We start from the raw sequence: 21,158 nt of genomic DNA, 5'->3' as shown, positions 1-21,158 counted from the left end.
AGATTTCCTTTACTGGCAGGCTTCGCAGGCTTCGGGGTTCTCCAGCGAGCAGGCGATCGCGTCGTCATCGGCGATCACCGGCAGGTCGGCGGGTGCGGCCGTGGCGGCGACCGTCGCCTGCTGGATCCGCGTCGCGGGCCGCGAGCGCAGGTAGTACGTCGACTTCAGCCCGGCCTTCCACGCGTACATGTACATCGACGACAGCTTCCCGATCGTCGGCGCGGCCAGGAACAGGTTCAGCGACTGCGACTGGTCGACGAACGGCCCGCGCGCGGCGGCCAGGTCGATCAGCGCCTTCTGCGGCAGCTCCCAGGCCGTCCGGTACAGGGCCCTGATCTCAGCCGGCAGTGCCTCCACGCCCTGCACCGACCCCTCGGCCCGCTTGATCGCCTCGCGCACCGCCGGGGTCCACAGCCCCAGCGCCTTCAGCTCGCCGACCAGCGCGCTGTTGATCTGCAGGAACTCACCCGAGAGCGTCTCGCGCTTGAACAGGTTCGACACCTGCGGCTCGATGCACTCGTAGCAGCCGGCGATGGAGGCGATGGTCGCGGTCGGGGCGATCGCCACCAGCAGCGAGTTGCGCAGGCCGGTGGCGGTGACCCGTCCGCGCACCGCGTTCCAGCGCGCGGCCAGCTCCGGCGAGGTGGCGACGTTCCACAGGTCCGGCTGCAGGTCGCCCTTCGCCGCCCGCGTGTCCGCGAACGCCGGGTGCGCGCCGAACTCCTCGGCCAGCCCGGCCGAGGTCTCCAGCGCCGTCAGGTAGATCTCCTCGGAGATCCGGGTCGACAGCTCCCGGGCCCGCGGGTCGTCGAACGGCAGCCGCAGGGCGAAGAACACGTCCTGCAGCCCCATCAGCCCCAGCCCGACCGGACGCCAGCGCGGGTTCGACGCCGCGGTCTGCTCGCTCGGGTAGTAGTTGATGTCGATGACGCGGTCCAGGAAGACCACGGCGGTGCGGACCGTGGCCCGCAGCCGGTCCCAGTCGACCGCGTCCCGTGCCGGGGTCAGGTGCGCGGCCAGGTTGATCGAGCCCAGGTTGCAGACCGCGGTCTCGGCGTCGGAGGAGACCTCGATGATCTCAGTGCACAGATTCGACAGGTGCACTGTGTTCTGGCTCTTGCCGGGGCCGGGGACGCCGGTCTGGTTGCAGAGCTTGTTCGAGGCGTCTTTGAACGTCATCCAGCCGTTGCCGGTCTGCGCCAGCGTGCGCATCATCTTGCCGTAGAGCTCACGCGCCGAGACCTGCCGGACGTAGCGGCCCTCGGCCTCGGCCGCGCGGTACGCCGCGTCGAACTCCGCGCCCCACAGGTCCGGCAGTTCCGGTACCTGGTCGGGGTCCATCAGGGACCACAGGCCGTCGGCCTCGACGCGCCGCATGAACTCGTCGGGGATCCAGTTGGCCAGGTTCAGGTTGTGCGTGCGGCGCGCGTCCTCGCCGGTGTTGTCCCGTAGCTGGAGGAACTCCTCGATGTCCGGGTGCCACGGCTCCAGGTACACACACGCCGCGCCCTTGCGCCGGCCGCCCTGGTTCACCGCGGCGACCGAGGAGTCCAGCGTGCGCAGGAACGGGACGATGCCGTTCGAGCGGCCGTTGGTGCTGCGGATCAGCGCGCCGCGCGAGCGGACCCGGGAGAAGCCGATGCCGATGCCGCCGGCGAACTTCGACAGCCGTGCGACCTGGTGGTAGCGGTCGTAGATGGAGTCCAGCTCGTCGCGCGGGGAGTCCACGAGGTAGCACGACGACATCTGGGTGTGCCGGGTGCCGGAGTTGAACAGCGTGGGGGAGCTGGGCAGGTAGGCCAGCGAGGACATCAGGCGGTAGAAGCCGACGGCCTCTTGCGGGTCCTGCGACAGCCCGGCGGCCACGCGCAGCAGGAAGTGCTGCGGCGTCTCGATGACGCGGCGGGTCACCGGGTGGCGCAGCAGATAGCGGTCGTAGACGGTGCGCAGGCCGAAGTACTCGAAGCGCAGGTCGCCGTCGGGGTCGATGGCCGCGTCGAACGCCGCGGCCGAGGCGGCGACCAGGGCGGCGGTCTCGTCGCCGATCAGGCCCTCCCGATGCCCGACGGCGATGGACGCGCTGAAGGAGGTCGCGCCCTGGCCCGCGGCCTCGCCGGCGACGACCCCGGACAGCAGGCGGGCGGCGAGCTTCGAGTACTGCGGCTCCTCGCCGATCAGCTCGGCGGCGCTCTGGACGGCGAGGTCGGCGATCTGGCCGGCGGTCGCGGCCGGCGGCAGGCCGGCGAACGTCTTGCGCGCGACGCGGGCGGCGTCGACATCGGGGAGGTCCGCGGACCAGGCGGCGATCCGCTGTTCCAGCGCCTGCTCGGCGGACTGGTCCTGCGACGCCGGCTGCGCCCCCGCGCGCGCTGGTGTGGGGACCGCTGCCAGGGCGACCGGTGCCGCCGCGGTCCCCTGACCAGGGCCCGATTCCGGCAGCCCGAGCTCCGTGGGGCCGACCTGGGTGACCGTCACAACCTTCTCCTCGCCAGTCGTAGGTCCGGTCCGGACCCAGGGCGAGCAGACACCGGAAGGCGCGCGAAAGCCGCGACGCGTTCCGCCGTCAGCCGTCCCACGCGGCCTCGGACCAGCCGTGCCCCACGTCCGGGCACGGCACGGCTGGCAGGTCTTCGGACTCGCGGGCGTTCCCGGGGGCGGGCGAATCCGCTCCGGGACCCTACTGGCCGTCACTTCCCAGGCCCGCCCGAAGGCGTTCGGTGGCCCAGTGTGCACGACGGCGGTCGTTCCCACTCACCGCTGCGGGGCAGTCCCGGTTTCCCACCGGGTTCCCTCTTGCCTCGGCCGCCGCCCTGCTTGGGGTGGTGGCCGAACCAGCTGCGTCGGACACCATATCTTGTGGCGGGTCGGAATCTCCAATCAACATGCTGTATGTCAGAGGGCTTCTGCGAAGATGGAGCATGGCCAAGTTGATCTATTCGGCGATCGCCTCGCTCGACGGGTACGTGGAGGACGCCGGCGGCGCCTTCGAGTGGGCCGCGCCCGACGAGGAAGTGCACGCGTTCGTCAACGACCTCGAACGCGGCATCGGCACCTACCTCTACGGCCGCCGGATGTACGAGACGATGCGGTACTGGGAGACCGAGGGCGCCGGGCCCGACGCCGGTCCCGTGTCGAGTGACTACGCACGGATCTGGCGGGCGGCCGAGAAGATCGTCTACTCGCGGACGCTCGCATCCGTTCCGACCGCCCGGACGCGGCTGGAGCGGGAGTTCGACGTCGGCGCCGTCCAGCAGCTCAAGGAGACCTCGCCGACCGACCTGACCATCGGCGGCGCCGAGCTGGCCGGCCAGGCGATCGCCGCGGGCCTGGTGGACGAGATCCAGCTGCTGCTGAACCCGATCCTGGTGGGCGGCGGCAAGGCCGCCCTGCCCCAGGATGTGCGCATGCGGCTCGAGCTCGTGGACGAGCGCCGCTTCGCCGGCGGCGTCGTCTTCCTGCGCTACGCCGTCACCGGCTGACCGACGGGCCGATCAGCGGGCTGACTACTGGAAGGTCGCGTGCACCGGCCGCAGGTAGATCCGCACGCGGGTCGGCGCGTCGCCCACCGTGCCGTCCATCGGCAGCGAGTAGCGGTCGGCCAGCACGCCGAAGAACGCGCCCTCCGGGTCCGGCTCGATGCGCTCCACGGTGCCGCGCAGCTCCAGGTAGCGGTACGGCGCGTCGGGGTCGTTGATGGAGACCGCGGCGCTCGGGCGCTCGCTGAGCTCCTTGTACTTCGCGCGCTTGGTCGAGGTGGTGAAGGACAGGAACTCGCCGTCCCACAGGAACCACATGGGGTTCACGTGCGGGGTGCCGTCGGCGCGGATGGTCGCCAGGTGGCAGAAGACCGGGCGCTCGAGCAGGTCGGCGTGGGAATCGGGGATGACGGACATGGCTCTACTCCAACGCGGTGTGCGGGAACGGGCAAGGGGAGAGTCGGACTTGCTGGGATCACGAATCGTGATCGCCGGGGGCTGCGATGCCCGTGCGCATCACGGCCCACCACTCGGCGACCCGGTCGGCGACGTCGGCGTGGCCCGCGAGGATGCCGGACACGTGCTGGACGCCCTGGAAGCCGGCGATCGAGGCCCGGGCCAGGGCCGCGGGATCGGCGTCGGCGCGCAGTTCGCCCTGTTCGGCGGCGGTGCGGAAGAGCCCTGTCGCGGTGGCGATCCAGTCCACGAAGGGCAGGGGCACCGGCTCGGCGATCTGCGAGCGCTCGGCCTGCAGGCGGACGGTCGCGCGGACGACCGGGTCCGCGCGGATCTGCGCCGCCACCCGGGCGAAGATCTCGCCGAGCAGGTCCAGCACGCGGTCGTTGCCCGGCCGGGCTTCGGCGATCACCGCGGGCCACTGCTCGTAGCACTCGCGCAGGATCGCCACGACCAGACTCGCCTTGGCCGGGAAGTGGAAAGCCAGCGCGCCCTTGGTGACGCCGGCACGCGCGGCGATCTCGCTGGTGGTAGCCGCCGCATAGCCGACCTCTGCGAAGCACTCCGCCGCGGCCAGCACGATGGCCCGGCGGGTGCGGCGGGCCCGCTCCTGGGTGGGCTCGGCGCGCGAGCGGTGGTCGGAGCGGGAGCGGGGGTCGGCCGGCGGCGGCGTCACGTGCTCAGCCCCGGACCGCGACGACGGTCTTGCCCGGGCTGCGGTTCTCGGCCTGCGCGACGTGGGCCTCGATCGCCTCGTCCCAGCCGATGACCCGCGGCGCCGGGATGGCCAGCCCCTCGGCGGTGAGGGCGAAGACCCCCGCGATGAGGCCGCCGACCGCGCTCGCGTCGCCCCGGGCCCGGTTGATGATGCTGAAGCCGGCCGTGGTCCAGTTGTTGCGGCGCAGCTCGGCCAGCGTCGGGGCGTCCGGGTCGGGCTGGCCGGCGGCGGCGCCGTAGCTGACCAGCCGGCCGCCGGGGGCGAGCAGGCCGGGCATCGCGGCGGACACGTCGCCGCCGATGGACTCCAGGACCACGTCGAACAGCGCGCCGTCGGCGGCCTTGCGGGCGTTGGCGACGAACTCGGCGTCGCGGATCGCCGGCCGGTAGGCGGCGGCCAGCGAGCCGGCCGAGCGCGCGCTGGTGCCGCCGACCAGCGCCTTCGGCTGCCGCAGCGCCAGGACCGCGGCCAGCGCCTCGCCCACGCCGCCGCCCCCGCCGGTGACCAGGACCCGGTCGTCGGCGGCGACGTGCGCGGCCCGCGCCAGGCCGACCGCGGTGGCCCAGGTGAGCGGGACGGTGGTGGCGGTTTCCAGGGCCAGTCCGTCCGGCACCCGCGCGGCCAGCCCGGCCTCGGCGACCACGGTCTCGGCCAGGCCGCCGCCGTCCACGGTGAATGCCACGACGGCGTCCCCGACCGCGAAGCCGCTCACGCCCTCCCCGAGCGCGGTCACCTCACCGCCGACCTCCATGCCCGGCACGAACGGCCAACTGCTCGCGTACCCCGGCGCCCCGCGCCGCGCCAGTACGTCCACGAAGTTCAAGCCGGCGAAGCGCACGGCGATCGCGAGCTGCCCGGCAGCCGGGGCCGGCGCGGCGATGTCGGCCTCTGCGACGTTCTCCGGGCCGCCGGGTGCGCTGAACTGGATGGCCTTCATGATGGGTCCCCTCCCGTGTCGGTGCCGCGGCTGATGCCGCTCGACAAAAAATACCGGCTGGCCGGTTTCTTGTCGACCGCGACCCGCGTACGCTCAGGGGACTGTGGAACTGCGCCAACTCAAGTACTTCCTCGCCGTGGCCGAGGAGCTGCACTTCGGCCGCGCCGCCGAGCGGCTGTCGATCGTGCAGTCGGCGTTCCGCGCCTCGTGCTCGGCCCGGGCCACGGCTTTCGCGCGATCGGCGCCGGTGGCGTACGGATCGATCCGCACCTGCTTGATCGCGACCTCGACCCGCAGCACGCTGTCGTAGGCCTGCCACACCGCCCCGAATCCGCCAGCGGCCAGTTCCCGATCCAGCCGGTAGCGGCCGCCGATCATCTGCGGCGCCAGTGCCTCCACCCCGTCGTCCCCACGCCTCTGCGACGTGTTCGCGAACGCCGCAGCAGCTCAGACTACTGATCGACGATGTCGGGGACCAGGCTGATCAGCGGAACGCCGCAGCGTTCCGCTCAGCCCACACGCTGAACGCCGCCGCCGGCCGCCCGAGGATCCGCTCCACGTCCGGGCTGACGCCCTGCTCCGCGGCCGTCGGCTCGCCGAGGATCGTCAGGGTCCCCTCGACCACCGCCGGCGGCATGAACTGCGCCATCTGGGCGGCGGCCTCCTCGCGCGACATCTCGACGAACGTCACCGGCGCGCCTATCGCCTCGGCGATGGCCGCCGTGCGCTGCCGCGGGGTGGTCGGCGCCGGGCCGGTGAGCACGTAGGTGGCCCCGGTGTGGCCGTCCTCGGTGAGGACCGCGGCGGCCACCGCGGCCACGTCGTCCGGGTCCACGAACGGCAGCCCGACCTCGGCGAACGGGGCCGGCGCGATGCGCTGCGCGCGGATCGGCTCGATCCAGGCGAAGGCGTTGGAGTCCAGGCCGCCCGAGCGCAGGATGGTGTAGCCGAGTCCTGACGCGGCGACGGCCTGTTCGAACCGCGCGGCGTGCTCGTAGGCGCCGCCGGGGCGGGTGCCGACGCCCTGCGAGGAGACCAGCACCACCCGGGTGACTCCGGCGGCCTCGGCCTGCGCCAGCACTCCGGCCGGGTCGTCGCCCGCGACCAGCAGGAACAGGGCTTTCGCGCCGCGCAGCGCGTCCGTCAGGCCGGTCGGCTCGCCGAGGTCGGCGGCGACGGCGCGGACGCCGGCCGGGACGTCGGCGTCCTGAATATGCCGCGAGACGGCGGTCACCGCGTGTCCGGCGGTGGCCAGCGTCCGCACGAGAGTCCGGCCGACGTTCCCGGTGGCACCTGTCACAACGATCATTTCTCGTCCCCAATTCAGCAGCTCAGACCACGTTCCGCGGCGTGAGGCAGTGGTGAGTTAGTTGGCTAACTGAGTTGAACGCTAGCCGATCCCGGCGCGGGTTGTCTATCCTCAGTCAGGTGACTGACTCAGAGCCGCGGAAGACGGCGTCCCGGGGCGGCAAGCGCGAGCGGCTGGCCTCGGCGGCCGCGGAGGTCTTCCACCAGCAGGGCGTGGAGCGCACCACGCTCAACGACATCGCGCAGGCCGCCGACGTCCCGCTCGGGAACGTCTACTACTACTTCAAGACCAAGGACCAGCTGATCGAGGCCGCCCTCGGGGCGCACCGCGGCCGGCTGGCCGACCTCACCGCGCAGCTCGACCAGCTGCCCGACCCAGCTGCCCGGCTCAAGGCCCTGATCGCCGGCTGGGTGGCGCAGCGCGAGGTCGCGGCCCGTTACGGCTGCCCGTTCGGCACCCTGGCCGCCGAGCTCGACAAGCGGGAGGACGGCCTGGACCAGACCGCCGCCGGCGTGCTGCGCGCGCTCATCGACTGGGCCGAGGCGCAGTTCGCCGAGCTCGGCCGGGCCGACGCGCACGATCTGGCCGTGGAGCTCGTCGCGGCCTATCAGGGCATGTCAGTGCTGGCCAACGCGCTGCGCGACCCGGAAGTGATGACGACGCAGGGCCGCCGTCTCGAAGGCTGGATCGACACGCTCGCCTGATCGGGTCACGCCGGGAGAAGATCGGATGTTCCAATCCGCGCGCGCATCGGAAGGCAAGACCTGTGTTCTTCAAGGACGGCCAGCACATCCTTCTCATCGGCGACAGCATCACCGACTGCGGGCGCCGCGAGGAGAATGCCCCCTACGGCGACGGATACGTCAGCCTGCTGCGGGCGTTCACCACCGCCCGGCACCCGGAAGCCCGCCTGACCTGGACCAACCGGGGCGTCAGCGGGAACACGGTCCGCCACATGGCCGGCCGCTGGGAGGCCGACGCGCTGGCCCCGCGCCCGGACTGGCTGTCGGTGATGATCGGGATCAACGACGTCTGGCGCGCCTTCGACGGCCACCCGGAGAACGCCGTCCCGCTCGAGGAATACATCCAGACTCTGCGCACGCTTCTGCGCCAGGCGGTCGAGGAGACCGGCTGCCGCCTGATCCTGGCCGATCCCTACATCATCGAGCCGGACCCCGCCGAGCCGCAGCGCGCCGCCAGCGACAGGTTCGTGACCGCGGTCGCGGGCCTGGCCGAGGAGTTCGACGCGGTGCACATCCCCACGCAGCGGGTGTTCGACGTGGCGCTGGAGAGCACGGCGTCGAAGGACTGGGCGAACGACCGGATCCACCCGAACCTGGCGGGCCACGCGCTGATCGCCGACGCCTTCATGCGGGCGCTGGAGATCTGACGGCGCGGGCCCAAATCATCGCTCATCGGGCGTGACCGGGATGAAATGGTCCGCGTGACGAATGCGAACCTTGACGATCCCGGTGTGTCGCGGCGCCGACTGCTGACCTCCTTCGGCGCCGCCACGCTGGTGAGCACGGCGGGCGTCCGGCCGGCGAGCGCGGATTCGGTGCCCGCGCCCCGGCAGGCGCAGGATCCGCCGGCACTGGTCGCGACCGGTCTGGACTACGCCTGGGCGCCGTATCCGTCCGTCGGCGCGATGACCGCGGCCGGCTATACCTTCGCGATCCGTTACCTCAGCCACAGTGCCGCGAAGAACCTCACCGCCGACGAGGCCAGGGCGCTCACCACGGCGGGCATCGCAGTGGTCTGCAACTGGGAGGCGGCCGCCGACGGCCCGCGCCAGGGCTTCGGGCAGGGGGCCGCGGACGCGGCCGAGGCGCAGCGGCAGGCCGCGGCGTGCGGGATGCCGGCGGACCGGCCGATCTACTTCAGCGTGGACTGGGACGTGCAGGCCGCCGACATGGACGCGGTCACCGCGTACTTCGACGGCGTCGCCTCGGTCATCGGCGTCGCTCGCACCGGTGCCTACAGCAGCTACGACGCGCTCGGCTGGCTGCTGGCCTCCGGCCGGATCCGCTGGGCCTGGCAGTCGTGCTCGACCGCGTTCTCCGAGGGCCGCAACCGCCTGCCTTATCCGGGCATCCACTTGTGGCAGAACCGGACGCCGTTCACGTTCGACGGCGCTGACGTGGACGGCGACCAGGCGCTGGCGCCGGACTTCGGGCAGTGGGGCGCCGACGCGTTCGTCTATCAGGCCGGGAGCGGGGGCCGGATCGCCGGCGGCGTGCACAGCGACGGCCGGGTCGAGCTGTTCGCGGTGACGCCGGCCGGCGGGATCGCGAACCGGTTCGAGCCGGCCCCGAACGGCCTGTGGACCGGCTGGGGCGACTTCAGCCCGGCCAAGGGCTTCGGGTTCGCCGCGCTGACGAGTTCGGTGGCGACCGGCCGGCACGCGGACGGCCGGCTGGAGGTCTTCGCCGTGATGAGCGACGGCTCGGTGCAGAACCGTTTCGAGACCACGGCGAACGGCGTGTGGTCGAGCTGGAACCTGTTCGCGGCGTCGCAGACCGCCAGGGCGCTGACGGTCGGGGTGCATGCCGACGGACGCCTGGAGCTGTTCGCGGTGACGCCGGCCGGCGCGGTCATGAGCAGAGTCGAGACGGCCCTGAACGGTCCGTGGTCGGGCTGGAACGAGTTCGGACCAGACGGCGTCACGGAAACCCTGAGCACCGCCGGGCACGCGGACGGCCGCTTGGGGGTGTTCACGGTGATGAGCGACGGCTCGATGCGGAACCGGTCCGAGACGGTGCCGAACGGTCCGTGGTCCGACTGGAGCGTCTACGGCCCGACCGGCGGTGCGAACGGGTACGGGACTCCGGGCACTGTCACGGCCGGTGCGCACCAGGACGGCCGGGTCGAGGTCTTCGCCGTCACACCGGGCGGCGGGATCCGGAACCGGTTCGAGACCGCGCCCGGCGCCGCGCCTGGAGCCGCGTGGTCGGGGTGGCGCGACGGGTTCGGTCCGGACGGCGCGGTCACCGCCGCCTGCGCGACCCGGCATGCCGACGGTCGCATGGAGGTCTTCGCGGTGCTGGCCGACGGGTCGGTGCGGAACCGGTTCGAGGCCGTGGCGAACGGGGCGTGGTCCGGGTGGGGCCGGTTCGCCGTGGCCGGGATGGTGAAGCCCTGATCGTGAAGCCCTGACTTTCTCCGGCTGTTTTTGCTGCCCGGGCTACCGCTCGCGGCGGCGCCAAACGGTCACCCCGGCCAGTAGCGTCACGGCCGCGCCGGTCGCGCCGTACAGGCCGACGGTGTGCGCGGCGCCGAACGTCCGGGCGAACAGGCCCGCGGTGACCGCCGCGGTGCCCTGCGCCAGGTTGATGCCGGCGACCGCGACGCCCATCGCGCGGCCCCGGTAGGCCGGGTCGACCGCCCTGACGAAGACCGGGTTCAGGATCGTCGAGTAGACGCTCGCCAGGCCGACGGCGAAGAACACCGCCACGCAGCTGGCCTCGGACTCCATGCCGAACGCGGCCACCCGGAACTTCCCGCTCGGCGGCGGCTCGGTCGGCAAGCCGAAGCTGGGGCTCTACGAGGCCGGCGTCGCGGACGCGGTCGCCTCGATGCAGGGCGCCAATACACCGCAGTAGCGGGGGATTCGGGGGACGAGCGCCGGGCCCGACTCCGCAGGGGTGAGCCGGGCCCCGCGCTTGCCGGCTGTACTGCCCAAGCACGCTGATCTACTGCTGCGGCGCCCACATCTCGTTGGGCCCGCCGTTGCACGGCCACGCCGTGACGTTCGCCCCGGCCTTGATCGGCACCGGCCCCGCGGCGTCCAGGCACAGCCCGGTGTCGGCCACCGGCGACACCGTCCCGTTGGCGTTCCACACCCAGTCCTGGTTCGGCCCGCCGTGGCAGCTCCACGCCGAGACCTGCGCCCCGTTCGAGACCTTGCCGTTCGGCGCGGCCGCGTCCAGGCACAGGCTCTGGTCGGCCACGGAGTGGATCGTCCCGTCGTTGTGGATCTGCCAGGTCTGGTTCGGGCTCCCCTGGCAGTTCCCGGCGGAGACCGTCGCGCCGGAGTGCACGCCGCCGCCGTCGGCCGCCGCGCTCAGGCACAGCGACATGGACACCAGCGCGGTCGGGTTCGAGACCGCCGGCGCGGAGGTCGTCGTCGTGGTCGGAGTCGGGCTCAGGGTCGGGCTCGGCGTGCTGGTGGTCGCGGAGGGCGTGGCCGAGGCCGAGGTGGACGGCGCCGCGGCGGCCGGCGTGGCCGGGACGGACGTCGCCGTCGGCACGCCCGGGACCGTCGAACTGCTGGTGTCCGTCCGGTGCCAAGGCCTGGTCACGCCGAGTGTGACCCCGGCGACGACCACGACCGCCGCGAAGGCGCCGCCGATGAGCAGTGCCCTGCGGTTGGCCTGCGGGTAGTCGTCGTATGCCGCATAGCCGGACGCGCTGTAGTCAGCCGAAGTAGCGGAAGCAGCCGACCCAACCGAAGCAGCCGAAGCGGGCGGCGATCCCGGTCCGCCAGGTCCGCCAGGTCCGCCCGATCCGCCCGGTCGACCCGTTTCCACCGCTCCCACCGGCCCGACCGCCGGGACCACCGCGGTGGGCGTCGGCGTCGCCGCCACCCGCGGCAGCACCGAGGTGTCCGCCGAATCAGCGGCCGGCACCTGCGGCAACGTCCTGGTCTCGATGGCGTCCGGCGAGGGTGGAGCCGTCACCTCCTTCAGCAGCGCCAGCGCCGCCGCCGCATCGGGCCGCTGCCCCGGATCCTGCCGGGTCAGCGCCTCGATGACCGGCGCGAGCACCCCGGCCCGCTGCATCGCCGGCAGCGCCTCCGCCGGATGCGGCGCATAGCCCTCCACCGCCTCGAACAGCGCCATCCCCAGGGCGAAGAGGTCGTTCGCCGGCGTGGCCCCCGGCGCGACGCGGTCCCGGACCAGCAGCGCGTTCCCGTCGTCGGTCAGCACGATGGTGTGCGGGGTGATGTACCCGTGCACCGCGCCGGTCGTCAGCGCGTTGAGGATCGCGCGGGCGATCAGCGCCACGCGGCTCGGGTCCAGGGGGATGACCGCCTGCTGCGCGATGCCCGTCCCCGGGTCGTGCAGGACGTCGTGCAGCGAGCGTCCGCGCACCTGGCGCCCGGTGCTCTGGTAACCGGGACGGGACCCACTCGCGTCCATGGAAGCTCGACACCCCCGCTATATGGTCGGAATGGAACAGGATACTGACTGCCGCTCTGCTCGTTGCGCCACCCGGGCGATCCCCATCCGGCCCCCTCAACCTGCGATCGGGCGCCGATCCCGCGATGATCCCTGTGAGTAAGCGATCGATCATCGGGAGTGACGTCGTGGGAAACCCGGAAGGCGGGAAGACGGGGACCGGCTGCGCCGTGCCCGACGAGGACGACTACGAGGACCCGCCGCCGACGCGCCGCGACCGGCTGCGGTCCTGGGGCCCGCTGCTGGTGCCGGTGGTGGTGTTCGGCGGTATCGCGGCGTTCGTGTTCGCCGGGATCGCCGGCCTGGCCCGGACCTCGCACGCCCCGGACTACTCGGCGAGCAGCTGCTCCCCGAGCGACCCGCACAAGGTCCTGGTGGAGGTCCAGACCGGGGCGACCGGTAAGGACATCGGCGACGCCCTGTTCAACGCCGGCGTCGTGCGCAGCACGCAGGCCTTCGTCGACGCCGCCGGGCACAACCAGTCGGCGCGCGACATCAGCACCGGCACGTACCGGGTCTGCCCGAAGATCAGCGCGGCGACCGCGATCACCGAGCTGCTGAAGTCCTCCAACCTGTCCCCGGACTCGCTGGTCGAGGTCCGGCCCGGCGACTACAGCTGGGAGACGGTGCGGCAGCTGGCCAAGAAGCGGGAGTGGAGCCTGGACGACCTGCAGCAGCTCATCGACACCAACCAGATCGGTCTGCCGTCCTGGTCCAAGAGCGCCGACGGCCACTGGACCGCCGAGGGCATGCTGGAGCCCGGCCGCTACACCCTCACCAGCAGCGACACCCCGCAGGGCGTGCTGACCGCGATGGTCAAGACCCGGGTCGCCGAGCTGACGGCGCTGGGCCTGCCCGCGAAGGCGGCCGCGCTCAAGTGCGCTCCGGCGCGGGCCTGCACCCCCGAGGAGGCCCTGACCATCGCCTCGCTGGCCGAGGCCGAGGTCACCAAAGCCACCCCGGACGGCCGCGAGGTGTCCGAGGCGGTCCAGAACCGGCTGAGCCGGGGCGACTTCGTCGGCGTGGACGCGACCACCAAGTACTGGCTGAGCCTGCAGGCCGGCAAGCGGATCACGGTGACCGCCAAGGAGGTCTCCGACCCGACCGACCCCTACGCCACAGGCGGTCACAAGGGCCTGCCGCCGACCCCGGTCAGCATCCCCTCCAAGGACATGATCGCGGCGGTCCTCACCCCGGCGACGGAGCGTTGGTACTACTGGTGCGCCAGCGGGGACGGCACGAAGTTCTTCAAGGAATCCGAGAAGACGCGGTTCGAGCAGACATGCCTGTCCCACTGAGCGAGGTGCGGTGACGATGGAGAAGACCGAGACCGACAAAGACCAGGCGCAGGCCGTCGCCGCGGGCTACGCCTTCGACGGCCCGACCCTGGACCTCGGCGCCCTGATGGTCGACGGTGCCCCGGACCCCGGCGTCCAGATCCGCATCCCGCTGGGCATGCTGACCCGGCACGGCCTGGTCGCCGGGGCCACCGGCACCGGCAAGACCAAGACCCTGCAGGGCGTCGCCGAACAGCTCTCGGCGGCCGGCGTGCCGGTGTTCCTGGCCGACATGAAGGGCGACCTGTCCGGGATGGCCGCGCCCGGCGAGGGCGGCGAGAAGCTGGCCGCGCGGACCCGGGCGCTGGGCCAGCAGTGGTCTGCGAAGGCGTTCCCGTGCGAGTTCTACACCCTCGGCGGCGAGGGGACCGGCGTCCCGATCCGGGCGACGGTCTCCGCGTTCGGGCCGACGATGCTGGCCAAGGTGCTCGGGCTGAATCCCACCCAGGAGTCGTCGCTGGGCCTGGTCTTCCACTTCGCCGACACCAAGGGCTGGCTGCTGCTGGACCTCAAGGACCTGCGCAGCGTGCTGCTCTACCTGACCGGCGACGAGGGCAAGGCCGAGCTGAAGGCGATCGGTGGGCTCTCGCCGCAGACCGTCGGCGTCATCCTGCGGGAGCTGACGGCCTTCGAGGCCAAGGGCGCCGAGCCGTTCTTCGGCGAGACCGAGTTCAACGCGCTCGATCTGATCCGCACCACGCCGGACGGGCGCGGCGTGGTGTCGCTGCTGGAGCTGCCCGGGGTGGCCAGCCGGCCGGAGCTGTTCTCCACGTTCCTGATGTGGCTGGTCGCCGAGCTGTTCGAGCGGCTGCCGGAGGTCGGGGACCTGGACCGGCCCAAGCTCGTGTTCTTCTTCGACGAGGCGCACCTGCTGTTCGGCGGTGCGTCCAAGGACTTCATCTCGGCGATCACGCAGGCGGTGCGGCTGATCCGGTCCAAGGGCGTCGGCATCTTCTTCGTCACGCAGACGCCGAAGGACGTGCCCGGGGACGTGCTCTCCCAGCTCGGCAACCGGGTCCAGCACGCGCTGCGCGCCTACACCCCCGACGACGCGAAGGCGCTGAAGGCGACGGTGTCGACGTTCCCGAAGTCGCCGTACGATCTCGGCGACGTGCTGCAGAACCTCGGCATCGGCGAGGCCGTGGTGACCGTGCTGTCCGAGAACGGCGCGCCGACCCCGGTGGCCTGGACCCGGCTGCGCGCCCCGGAATCGCTGATGGCCGAGGCGGAGCCGGCGGTGGTGCAGGGGATCGTGAACGCCTCGCCGCTGCTGGCGACCTATGGTCCGGCGATCGACCGGGAGTCGGCGTACGAGGTCCTCGCGGCCCGCGAGTTGCAGGCGCAGACGGCCGCCGAGGACCAGCGCCGCGACGCGGAAGCGGCGAAGGCCGAGCGCGAGGAATCCCGGAGCCGTGCCGGCACCGCCAAGGCCCCGCCCAACCTCATCGACCAGGCCTTGGGGTCGGCCACGATGAAGCGGGCGGTGAACACGGCGGTGCGCGAGATCACCCGGAGCATTTTCGGGACGCGCAAACGGGGGTAACAGAGCAGGGCCCCGGCGTTTGTGTGGAACGCCGGGGCAGTTCTGATCTCAGCCGGCTGCGGTGGTCAGCAGTTCTCCGGGCTCGATCGGCTCGGCCGACCCGGACGCCGCCTGCTCCCGGCGCTCCAGCGCGGCCGACCAGAGCGCCAGGAGCAGTGCGGAGCCGGCGAGCACCGCCCCGACCCAGTTCGGCGCGGTGTATCCGAACCCCGCGGAGATCACGACGCCGCCGAGCCAGGCCGACAGCGCGTTGCCCAGGTTGAAGGCGCCGATGTTGACGGCCGAGGCCAGCGTCGGGGCGCCGTGCGCCTGGTCCAGGACCCGCTTCTGCAGCGGCGGGACGGTCGCGAAGCCCAGCGCGCCGATCAGCAGGATGGTGAGCGCGGCGAGGATCTTGTCGTGCGCGGTGAAGGTGAACAGTGCCAGCACCACGGCCAGCCCGCCGAGCGCGGTGAACAGCATCGGCATCAGCTTGCGGTCCGCGTACCGGCCGCCGACCAGGTTGCCGAGGAACATACCGATCCCGAACAGCACCAGCAGCCAGGTCACGGCGCCGTCGGAGTAGCCGGCGACCTTGGTCATCATCGGCGCGATGTAGGTGATGGCGGCGAACACCCCGCCGAAGCCGAGCACGGTCATCGCCATGGCCAGCACGACCTGCGTATTGCGGAAGGCGGCCAGCTCGCGCCGCAGGTGCGCGCCCTGCGGCCGGGGCAGCGGCGGGACCAGCTTGGCGATGCCGACCAGGCCGGCCACGCCGAGCCCCGCCACGATCCCGAACGTCACGCGCCACCCGACGGCCTGCCCGACGAAGGTGCCCAGCGGCACGCCGACGATGTTCGCCACGGTCAACCCGGTGAACATGGCGGCTATCGCCCCGGCCTTCTTCTCCGGCGCGACCAGTTCGGCCGCGACCACCGAGCCGATCCCGAAGAAGGCACCGTGCGCCAGCGCGGTCACGATCCGCCCGACGAGCATCAGCCCGAAGGACGGCGCCAGCGCCGAGAGCACGTTGCCGAGTACGAAAAGCCCCATGAGCAGCATGAGCATGGTCTTGCGGCCGAGCCGGGTGCCCAGCGCGGTCATCACCGGGGCGCCGGCGACCACGCCGAGCGCGTAGCCGGTGACCAGCAGCCCGGCCGAGGGGATCGAGACGCCGTAGTCCCCGGCGATCTCCGGGAGCAGGCCCATCGGGACGAACTCGGTGGTGCCGATGCCGAAGGCCCCGATGGCCAGGGCGAGAAGCGCGAGAGGCATGGGTGGCCCTCCAGGCGGTTGAGCGGGCGGTTGAGCGTTGTTCGAGCGGCTTACGGGCTCCCACAATAATTGCAAGCGCATGTACTTGCAAACGCAACGATTGCATGCGCGGTATATTGCGCTGTGAGACCGGGTAACCCCGGACCGGAAGGAGCCAGAGCCATGACCGCCGCCGACACCACCTCGATCGGACTGGCCCACGGCTGGTACGCGCTCTCGCTTCTGCACGGCCGCATCGAGACCCACGTCGAGCGCGCGTTGCAGGCCCGGCACGACCTGAGCGCCCGCGAGTACTCCCTGTTGGACGTGCTGAGCAACCAGCACGACGGCGAGGGCGGCCACCTGCGGATGACCGCGGTCGCCGAGGCGGTCGTGCTCAGCCAGAGCGCGACGACCCGGCTGGTCACCCGGCTGGAGGACCGCGGTCTGCTGGAGCGCTACCTGTGCCCCACCGACCGCCGCGGCATCTACACCAACGTCACCCCCGCCGGCCTCGCGCTGCTGGCCGAGGCCCGGCCCACACACGACACCGCGCTGCGCGAGGCGCTGGACGCCGCCGGCGCTGATGCGCGGCTGGCGCCGCTGGTCGAGACCGTCGAGCAGATCAACCGGACTTCCGCGGAGTGAAGCGCTGACGGTTGCAAGTGAAGCCCTGACGGCTGCACTGGTCGGCCGGCTGGTACTCGATCACTGACTCGCGCGGGCGTCGCGCACGAACCGGAACGCGACCACGGCGCCGGCGAACTCCACAGCGCACCCGATCGTCACCGCCGCCCGCAGGCCGTGCACGAAATGCGGGCCGCTCGCCGTTCCGCCCGACGCGATGGCCATGACCGTCCCCTGAACCGCGACGCCCAGCGTGGCGCCGAACATCCGCGCCAGGTTGGCGATGCCCGAGGCCAGCCCGGCCAGCTCCGGCGCCACCGCCGACACCGCGACCCCGACCACGGGCCCCGTGTTCAGGGCCAGGCCGACGCCGATGACGGTGAAGGCGATCTCCAGGACCAGCAGGTTCGCATCGGCCCCGGCGACCGCGAACATCAGGACGCCCGATCCCATCGCGGCCATGCCGGCGGTCATCGGCAGGCGCGGGCCGTGCCGCGTGACCAGGCGTCCGGTCAGCGGCGACAAGGCCGTCGCGGCCACCGCCAGCGGCAGCATCGCCAGGCCCGCGCCGAGCGCGGAGGCGCCGCGTTCCTGCTGGAACATCAGGCTGGCCAGCATGAACAGGCCGTACATGCCGAAGGTCATGGCCGCCGCGACGACCACCGCCACCGGCAGCTGCCCGCGCCGCAGCAGCCGCAGCGGGACCATCGGCTCGCGCCGCCGCCGCTCGACCGCGATGAAAGCGAGCGGCCCGGCCACGCAGCCCGCCGCGCACAGCAGCGCCGCCGGCGAGGTCCAGCCCAGCTCGCGGCCCTGGACGGCCAGGAAGGTCAGCAGTCCGAGCGAGACGACGGCCAGGACCTGGCCCAGCGGGTCCAGCGTGCGGGCCCGCGGGTTGCGGGACTCCGGCACGTGGCGCAGCGTGAGCGCGAGCGCGGCCGCGCTGATCGGCACGTTGACCCAGAAGATCGACTGCCACCCCAGCGTCTGGACGGCCAGACCGCCCAGCGTCGGCCTGACCGCCAGCCCGCACCCGGCCACGATCGACCACGCTGCCCAAGCTGGGGCAGAAGGATGTGTCGGCCTCGACGTGGGTCGAGGGCACCGCCGAGACGGCCGCGGTGCTGGCCGTGACGGTGGCCGGCTACCGCTTCTCCGGCAGACTGGCCCGGCGCCGGGCGGGGCAGGCGCGTCCGGCCGAGGCGGCGGCGCTTCCCGCCGAGGCCTGATCCGGGCCGTCGGATCCGCGGCGCCGAGCGTGCAACCGGATCGCTGGCTCGGGAGTGTCTTCCCGAGCCGGTGTACGGATGCCGGACTGACCGGAGCGAGGGGTGCCGTGGCCGAAGAGGCTGAATCGAACGATTTCGCAGGGTTCTACACGGCGTCGGCGACCCGTGTCGTGGGGTACCTCTACGTGGTGCTGGGCAGCGTCGCCGAAGCCGAGGACGCGGCGCAGGAGGCGTATACCCGGGCCTGGCTGCGCTGGTCCCGGGTCCGGGCCTACGACGACCCCGAGGCGTGGGTCCGCACGGTCGGCTTCCGCGTCGCGATGAGCGCCTGGCGCAAGACGCGCAATCGGGTCAGCGCGCACCGTACGAGCGGCGGTGCCGGCGCGCACGTCCCGGACCTGTCGCCGGACCGGCTCGTCGTGGTCGACGCGTTGCGCCGGATCCCCGCCGAGCAGCGGCGCGCCCTGGTCCTGTTCCACATGCTGGGCCTGACCGTGACCGAGATCGCCACCGAGACCGGCGCGCCGGCCGGCACGGTGAAGGCGCGGCTCTCGCGCGGCCGCAAGGCGCTCGCGCCTTACGTCTCAGAGTTCGCCGACGACGAGGACGACAGCCGGCCCTCGGCGCCCCTCACGAAGAAGGGAATGGTCTCCGGTGCCTGAGAACTTCGCCTCCCTGCTCGAAGCCCTGGACGCCGAGGGACGCGGCCTGGCTCGCCCGGCACCGGCCACCGTGATCGAGACCCTGGGCCGGGCCCGGCGCCGCCGCCACCGGTTCACCGCCGCCACCTCGGCCGTCGCGGTCTGCGCGCTCGCCGCCGGGGTCGCGCTGGGCGTCGGCGGCGGTGCCGCGGGGCGTCCGGCGCCGACCATGCCGGTTCCGAGCCCGCCGTCGGCGACGGCATCGGCATCGGCATCAGGGTCGGCATCGGGGCCGCACCAGGCCGTCGTCTCGGCGAACCGCACCGGCCTGTCCGCGCTCATGCAGCCCTCCGAGCTTCCGCAGCCGGCGCTGTTCCAGTGGAGCTCGGTCGGGACGCACCTGGGCTCCAGGGCAGGCGGCACCGTACCGTCCGTCTGCGGCTTCGACCCGACTTTGAAGAACTTCCAGCAGGTCCATTCGCAGTCCGAGGACAGCGCGGACTACTCCGCCGCCGCCGACGAGTCGGACGCGTCGGAGAGCATCTATCACTACGCCTCGGCCGCGGCGGCGCGCGCGGACTACGACATCCTCAAGCCCGACCTGGCCACCTGCTCCAGCGCTCACGTGACCGCGACGGTCACCGACGGCGCCGCCTGGCAGGACGCCAGCTCGGGGACGGCGTCGCTGCACAGGATGATCGTCTTGTCCGGCAGCGACATCGCCTACTGGTTCTACGCCTTCCAAGGCAGCGGCAAGCCCTACGACAGCTCCGACGACCAGGCCGCGCTCCAGCGCATGGCCGACCGCCTCGAGGGCCGGACCCCGGTTCCGGACCCGGTCACGGCCCCTCCCGCGAACACGCTGCCCGCCTCGGCTTGGCTGGATCCCTCGCAGATCCCGTTCGCGACGGCCGACCGCTCCCACGGCTGGGTCCCGTTTGGCGGCCAGCAGGAGGCCCCTTCGGGAAAGAAACCGGCGAACCTCTGCGCGGCGATCGACGACGGCGAGGATCTCGTCGCCCAGGACGGCGCCGACGTCCTGACCCGCAGCTACCACGGGACTCCGTCGACCACGCCGGTCTATCCGGGCTCGAACTATCTGTACTCCAGCGCGGACGAGCACATCGTCTCGTTCCCGGGCGGCGCGGAGCAGGCGCAGGCGGCGTTCACCTCGGCCCGGGTGGTCATCGGCCTGCACGGCTGCCAGTTCGCGGACGGCTCCGGCGGGCAGACCAGGCGCAAGCTCACGGTCGGCGCCACAACCGACACCGGTTTCTCGCTGTTGGCCACGGACACGCCGGGGCCCAGCTACGAGCACCTGTACTGCGTGATCAAGGGCTCGCATGTCGCCTGGATGATGATCAACTTTGAGCAGGGCGACACCGCGACCGGCGGTGACGCCGCGATCCTGGCGAGCATGGCGGCGCGGCTGCCGTAGTGCCGGCGGCCGCGGCGAAGGCCGGCGCCGGGATTCGCAGTCCCGGCACCGGCCCGCTGTGTCACAGCCTCAGCTCAGACACCCGACGTGCGCCAGCGCCTGCCGCAGCAGCGTCCCCTGCCCGCCGTGCATGTCGTGCTGGATGGCGTCCGAACTCGCCTCCTGCGGCGTGAGCCACACCAGGTCGAGCGCGTCCTGCCGGGGCGAGCAGTCGCCGTTCACCGGCACCACGTACGCCAGCGCCACCGCGTGCTGCCGCGGGTCGTGGTACGGCGTGACGCCCGCGGTGGGGAAGTACTCGGCGACGGTGAAGGGCTGCAGGGACGCCGGCACGTTCGGCAGCGCGACCGGTCCGAGGTCCTTCTCCAGGTGGCGCAGCAGGGCGTCGCGCAGCCGCTCGTGGTGCAGCACGCGCCCGGAGACCAGGCTGCGGGTGATCTCCCCGTCGGGGGAGATGCGCAGGAGCAGCCCGACGCTGGTCACCTCGCCGGCCGCGTCGACGCGCACCGGGACCGCCTGGACGTAGACGATCGGCAGGTGGGCGCGGATCTGCTCCAGCTCGCCCGGGGCGAACCAGCCCGGGGTCGTCTCGATCATTTCGGACATTCGTTGATCGTACTAGCGCCGGGGTGTGGCGGGTCCATCCCTGTTCAGGATCCGGGCCCGGCTTGGGTTGGCACGAACATGTGGATCAACGCGTTGCCGGTGACGGTGAACGCCTCGTCGAAGCCGGTGAGGACGGCGTCGACGACCGGAGCCAGGGGCGCCAGCACCCCTTCGAGCAGTTCGCCCACGAGGCCGGGATTGCTGGGCGCGGTGGTGGTCGCGGGGCGAAGCGCCGCCTGGGCCTGGGGCGTGGTGGCCGCGCCGATCGGGCCGGCGACGGCGCCGAAGGCCAGGGCCGTCAGGAGGGCGACGGTCCGCGCCGTTCTGATCATGTTCTAGTCCTATGCCGCCCCAGGTCTCGCGGCATGCGGGATGGTCCGTTGGGGCCGTGTCAGGCCCGTGTCAGGAGCGCGTCAGGGCCGCTG

At 72.4% G+C, this 21,158-nt stretch carries 22 protein-coding genes, 1 pseudogene and 1 riboswitch; of the genes and pseudogenes, 12 read left to right on the top strand and 11 right to left on the bottom strand.

The features are described 5' to 3' along the window. Nucleotides 1-9: 9 nt before the first annotated feature. Nucleotides 10-2,475 carry a ribonucleoside-diphosphate reductase subunit alpha gene (locus ABH926_RS28440; RefSeq protein ID WP_370368885.1) on the bottom strand — a complete coding sequence of 822 codons (2,466 nt, stop codon included), beginning with the start codon at nucleotides 2,473-2,475 and terminating at the stop codon, nucleotides 10-12. 128 nt (nucleotides 2,476-2,603) lie between these two features. Further along, nucleotides 2,604-2,851, bottom strand: a riboswitch (cobalamin riboswitch). Between the two features lie 67 nt (nucleotides 2,852-2,918). Here ABH926_RS28440 and ABH926_RS28435 point away from each other — a divergent pair. Next, nucleotides 2,919-3,479 carry a dihydrofolate reductase family protein gene (locus ABH926_RS28435; RefSeq protein ID WP_370368884.1) on the top strand — a complete coding sequence of 187 codons (561 nt, stop codon included), beginning with the start codon at nucleotides 2,919-2,921 and terminating at the stop codon, nucleotides 3,477-3,479. A gap of 24 nt (nucleotides 3,480-3,503) precedes the next feature. Here the strand turns inward: ABH926_RS28435 and ABH926_RS28430 are convergent, their stop codons facing one another. Genes ABH926_RS28430 through ABH926_RS28420 form a run of 3 tightly spaced genes read right to left on the bottom strand, consistent with a single transcriptional unit; the run spans nucleotide 3,504 to nucleotide 5,587 of the window. After that, complete coding sequence (locus ABH926_RS28430; RefSeq protein ID WP_370368883.1) at nucleotides 3,504-3,893, bottom strand: PPOX class F420-dependent oxidoreductase; 390 nt, start codon at nucleotides 3,891-3,893, stop codon at nucleotides 3,504-3,506. Between the two features lie 58 nt (nucleotides 3,894-3,951). After that, nucleotides 3,952-4,608 carry a ScbR family autoregulator-binding transcription factor gene (locus tag ABH926_RS28425; RefSeq protein ID WP_370368882.1) on the bottom strand — a complete coding sequence of 219 codons (657 nt, stop codon included), beginning with the start codon at nucleotides 4,606-4,608 and terminating at the stop codon, nucleotides 3,952-3,954. A gap of 4 nt (nucleotides 4,609-4,612) precedes the next feature. Next, nucleotides 4,613-5,587 carry a zinc-binding alcohol dehydrogenase family protein gene (locus ABH926_RS28420; RefSeq protein ID WP_370368881.1) on the bottom strand — a complete coding sequence of 325 codons (975 nt, stop codon included), beginning with the start codon at nucleotides 5,585-5,587 and terminating at the stop codon, nucleotides 4,613-4,615. 103 nt (nucleotides 5,588-5,690) lie between these two features. Between ABH926_RS28420 and ABH926_RS28415 the strand changes: the two are divergent. Continuing rightward, a pseudogene (locus ABH926_RS28415) lies at nucleotides 5,691-5,777 on the top strand (LysR family transcriptional regulator); the annotation flags it as partial. Nucleotides 5,778-6,071: 294 nt separating this feature from the next. Here ABH926_RS28415 and ABH926_RS28410 read toward each other — a convergent pair. Further along, complete coding sequence (locus ABH926_RS28410) at nucleotides 6,072-6,896, bottom strand: SDR family oxidoreductase (protein ID WP_370368880.1); 825 nt, start codon at nucleotides 6,894-6,896, stop codon at nucleotides 6,072-6,074. Nucleotides 6,897-7,015: 119 nt separating this feature from the next. Here ABH926_RS28410 and ABH926_RS28405 point away from each other — a divergent pair, with 119 nt between their 5' ends. The 3 genes from ABH926_RS28405 (at nucleotide 7,016) to ABH926_RS28395 (ending at nucleotide 10,038) form a co-directional block, all read left to right on the top strand. Then, nucleotides 7,016-7,600: a TetR/AcrR family transcriptional regulator gene (locus ABH926_RS28405; protein ID WP_370368878.1), complete on the top strand. Its 585-nt coding sequence runs from the start codon at nucleotides 7,016-7,018 to the stop codon at nucleotides 7,598-7,600. Between the two features lie 62 nt (nucleotides 7,601-7,662). After that, complete coding sequence (locus ABH926_RS28400; RefSeq protein ID WP_370368877.1) at nucleotides 7,663-8,286, top strand: SGNH/GDSL hydrolase family protein; 624 nt, start codon at nucleotides 7,663-7,665, stop codon at nucleotides 8,284-8,286. Between the two features lie 54 nt (nucleotides 8,287-8,340). After that, the gene (locus tag ABH926_RS28395) at nucleotides 8,341-10,038 is read left to right on the top strand and encodes a glycoside hydrolase domain-containing protein (protein ID WP_370368876.1); all 1,698 of its coding nucleotides are present in this window, start codon (nucleotides 8,341-8,343) and stop codon (nucleotides 10,036-10,038) included. A gap of 42 nt (nucleotides 10,039-10,080) precedes the next feature. Here ABH926_RS28395 and ABH926_RS28390 read toward each other — a convergent pair whose 3' ends face one another. Beyond that, nucleotides 10,081-10,371 (bottom strand): hypothetical protein, encoded by a 291-nt coding sequence (locus ABH926_RS28390; protein WP_370368875.1) that lies wholly within the window; start codon nucleotides 10,369-10,371, stop codon nucleotides 10,081-10,083. Here ABH926_RS28390 and ABH926_RS28385 point away from each other — a divergent pair. Further along, nucleotides 10,370-10,498 (top strand): hypothetical protein, encoded by a 129-nt coding sequence (locus ABH926_RS28385; RefSeq protein ID WP_370368874.1) that lies wholly within the window; start codon nucleotides 10,370-10,372, stop codon nucleotides 10,496-10,498. The genes ABH926_RS28390 and ABH926_RS28385 overlap by 2 nt on opposite strands. A 90-nt stretch (nucleotides 10,499-10,588) precedes the next feature. Here ABH926_RS28385 and ABH926_RS28380 read toward each other — a convergent pair whose 3' ends face one another. Next, on the bottom strand, nucleotides 10,589-12,037 hold the full coding sequence (locus ABH926_RS28380) for a ricin-type beta-trefoil lectin domain protein (RefSeq protein WP_370368873.1): 1,449 nt from the start codon (nucleotides 12,035-12,037) through the stop codon (nucleotides 10,589-10,591). Nucleotides 12,038-12,204: 167 nt separating this feature from the next. Here ABH926_RS28380 and mltG point away from each other — a divergent pair, with 167 nt between their 5' ends. Both mltG and ABH926_RS28370 read left to right on the top strand, forming a co-directional pair. Further along, complete coding sequence (gene mltG, locus ABH926_RS28375) at nucleotides 12,205-13,374, top strand: endolytic transglycosylase MltG (protein WP_370368872.1); 1,170 nt, start codon at nucleotides 12,205-12,207, stop codon at nucleotides 13,372-13,374. Between the two features lie 16 nt (nucleotides 13,375-13,390). Then, entirely contained in the window at nucleotides 13,391-14,956 is a 1,566-nt protein-coding gene (locus ABH926_RS28370) for a helicase HerA-like domain-containing protein (protein WP_370368871.1), read from the top strand. Nucleotides 14,957-15,004: 48 nt separating this feature from the next. Here ABH926_RS28370 and ABH926_RS28365 read toward each other — a convergent pair whose 3' ends face one another. Continuing rightward, nucleotides 15,005-16,213 carry an MFS transporter gene (locus ABH926_RS28365; RefSeq protein WP_370368870.1) on the bottom strand — a complete coding sequence of 403 codons (1,209 nt, stop codon included), beginning with the start codon at nucleotides 16,211-16,213 and terminating at the stop codon, nucleotides 15,005-15,007. 162 nt (nucleotides 16,214-16,375) lie between these two features. Between ABH926_RS28365 and ABH926_RS28360 the strand changes: the two genes are divergently transcribed. After that, on the top strand, nucleotides 16,376-16,840 hold the full coding sequence (locus ABH926_RS28360; protein ID WP_370368869.1) for a MarR family winged helix-turn-helix transcriptional regulator: 465 nt from the start codon (nucleotides 16,376-16,378) through the stop codon (nucleotides 16,838-16,840). A 60-nt stretch (nucleotides 16,841-16,900) separates the two neighbouring features. On the opposite strand, the gene ABH926_RS28355 is transcribed toward ABH926_RS28360, so the two are convergent. Then, nucleotides 16,901-17,860 (bottom strand): MFS transporter, encoded by a 960-nt coding sequence (locus ABH926_RS28355; protein WP_370368868.1) that lies wholly within the window; start codon nucleotides 17,858-17,860, stop codon nucleotides 16,901-16,903. A gap of 35 nt (nucleotides 17,861-17,895) precedes the next feature. Between ABH926_RS28355 and ABH926_RS28350 the strand changes: the two genes are divergently transcribed. The 3 genes from ABH926_RS28350 (at nucleotide 17,896) to ABH926_RS28340 (ending at nucleotide 20,127) form a co-directional block, all read left to right on the top strand. Then, nucleotides 17,896-18,048 carry a hypothetical protein gene (locus ABH926_RS28350; protein WP_370368867.1) on the top strand — a complete coding sequence of 51 codons (153 nt, stop codon included), beginning with the start codon at nucleotides 17,896-17,898 and terminating at the stop codon, nucleotides 18,046-18,048. 107 nt (nucleotides 18,049-18,155) lie between these two features. Further along, on the top strand, nucleotides 18,156-18,710 hold the full coding sequence (locus ABH926_RS28345) for a sigma-70 family RNA polymerase sigma factor (RefSeq protein ID WP_370368866.1): 555 nt from the start codon (nucleotides 18,156-18,158) through the stop codon (nucleotides 18,708-18,710). Then, on the top strand, nucleotides 18,703-20,127 hold the full coding sequence (locus ABH926_RS28340) for a hypothetical protein (RefSeq protein ID WP_370368865.1): 1,425 nt from the start codon (nucleotides 18,703-18,705) through the stop codon (nucleotides 20,125-20,127). The genes ABH926_RS28345 and ABH926_RS28340 overlap by 8 nt, the downstream gene beginning before the upstream one ends. A 69-nt stretch (nucleotides 20,128-20,196) precedes the next feature. Here ABH926_RS28340 and ABH926_RS28335 read toward each other — a convergent pair whose 3' ends face one another. Together ABH926_RS28335 and ABH926_RS28330 are read right to left on the bottom strand one after the other, a co-directional pair. Then, complete coding sequence (locus ABH926_RS28335; RefSeq protein ID WP_370369015.1) at nucleotides 20,197-20,724, bottom strand: NUDIX hydrolase family protein; 528 nt, start codon at nucleotides 20,722-20,724, stop codon at nucleotides 20,197-20,199. 53 nt (nucleotides 20,725-20,777) lie between these two features. Beyond that, nucleotides 20,778-21,065 carry a hypothetical protein gene (locus tag ABH926_RS28330; RefSeq protein WP_370368864.1) on the bottom strand — a complete coding sequence of 96 codons (288 nt, stop codon included), beginning with the start codon at nucleotides 21,063-21,065 and terminating at the stop codon, nucleotides 20,778-20,780. Between the last annotated feature and the right edge of the window lie 93 nt (nucleotides 21,066-21,158).

It is taken from the genome of Catenulispora sp. GP43, assembly GCF_041260665.1.
In the GTDB taxonomy this organism is placed as follows: domain Bacteria; phylum Actinomycetota; class Actinomycetes; order Streptomycetales; family Catenulisporaceae; genus Catenulispora.
Note: the sequence above shows the minus strand (reverse complement) of the source record. Positions and strands in the feature narration are given on the sequence as shown.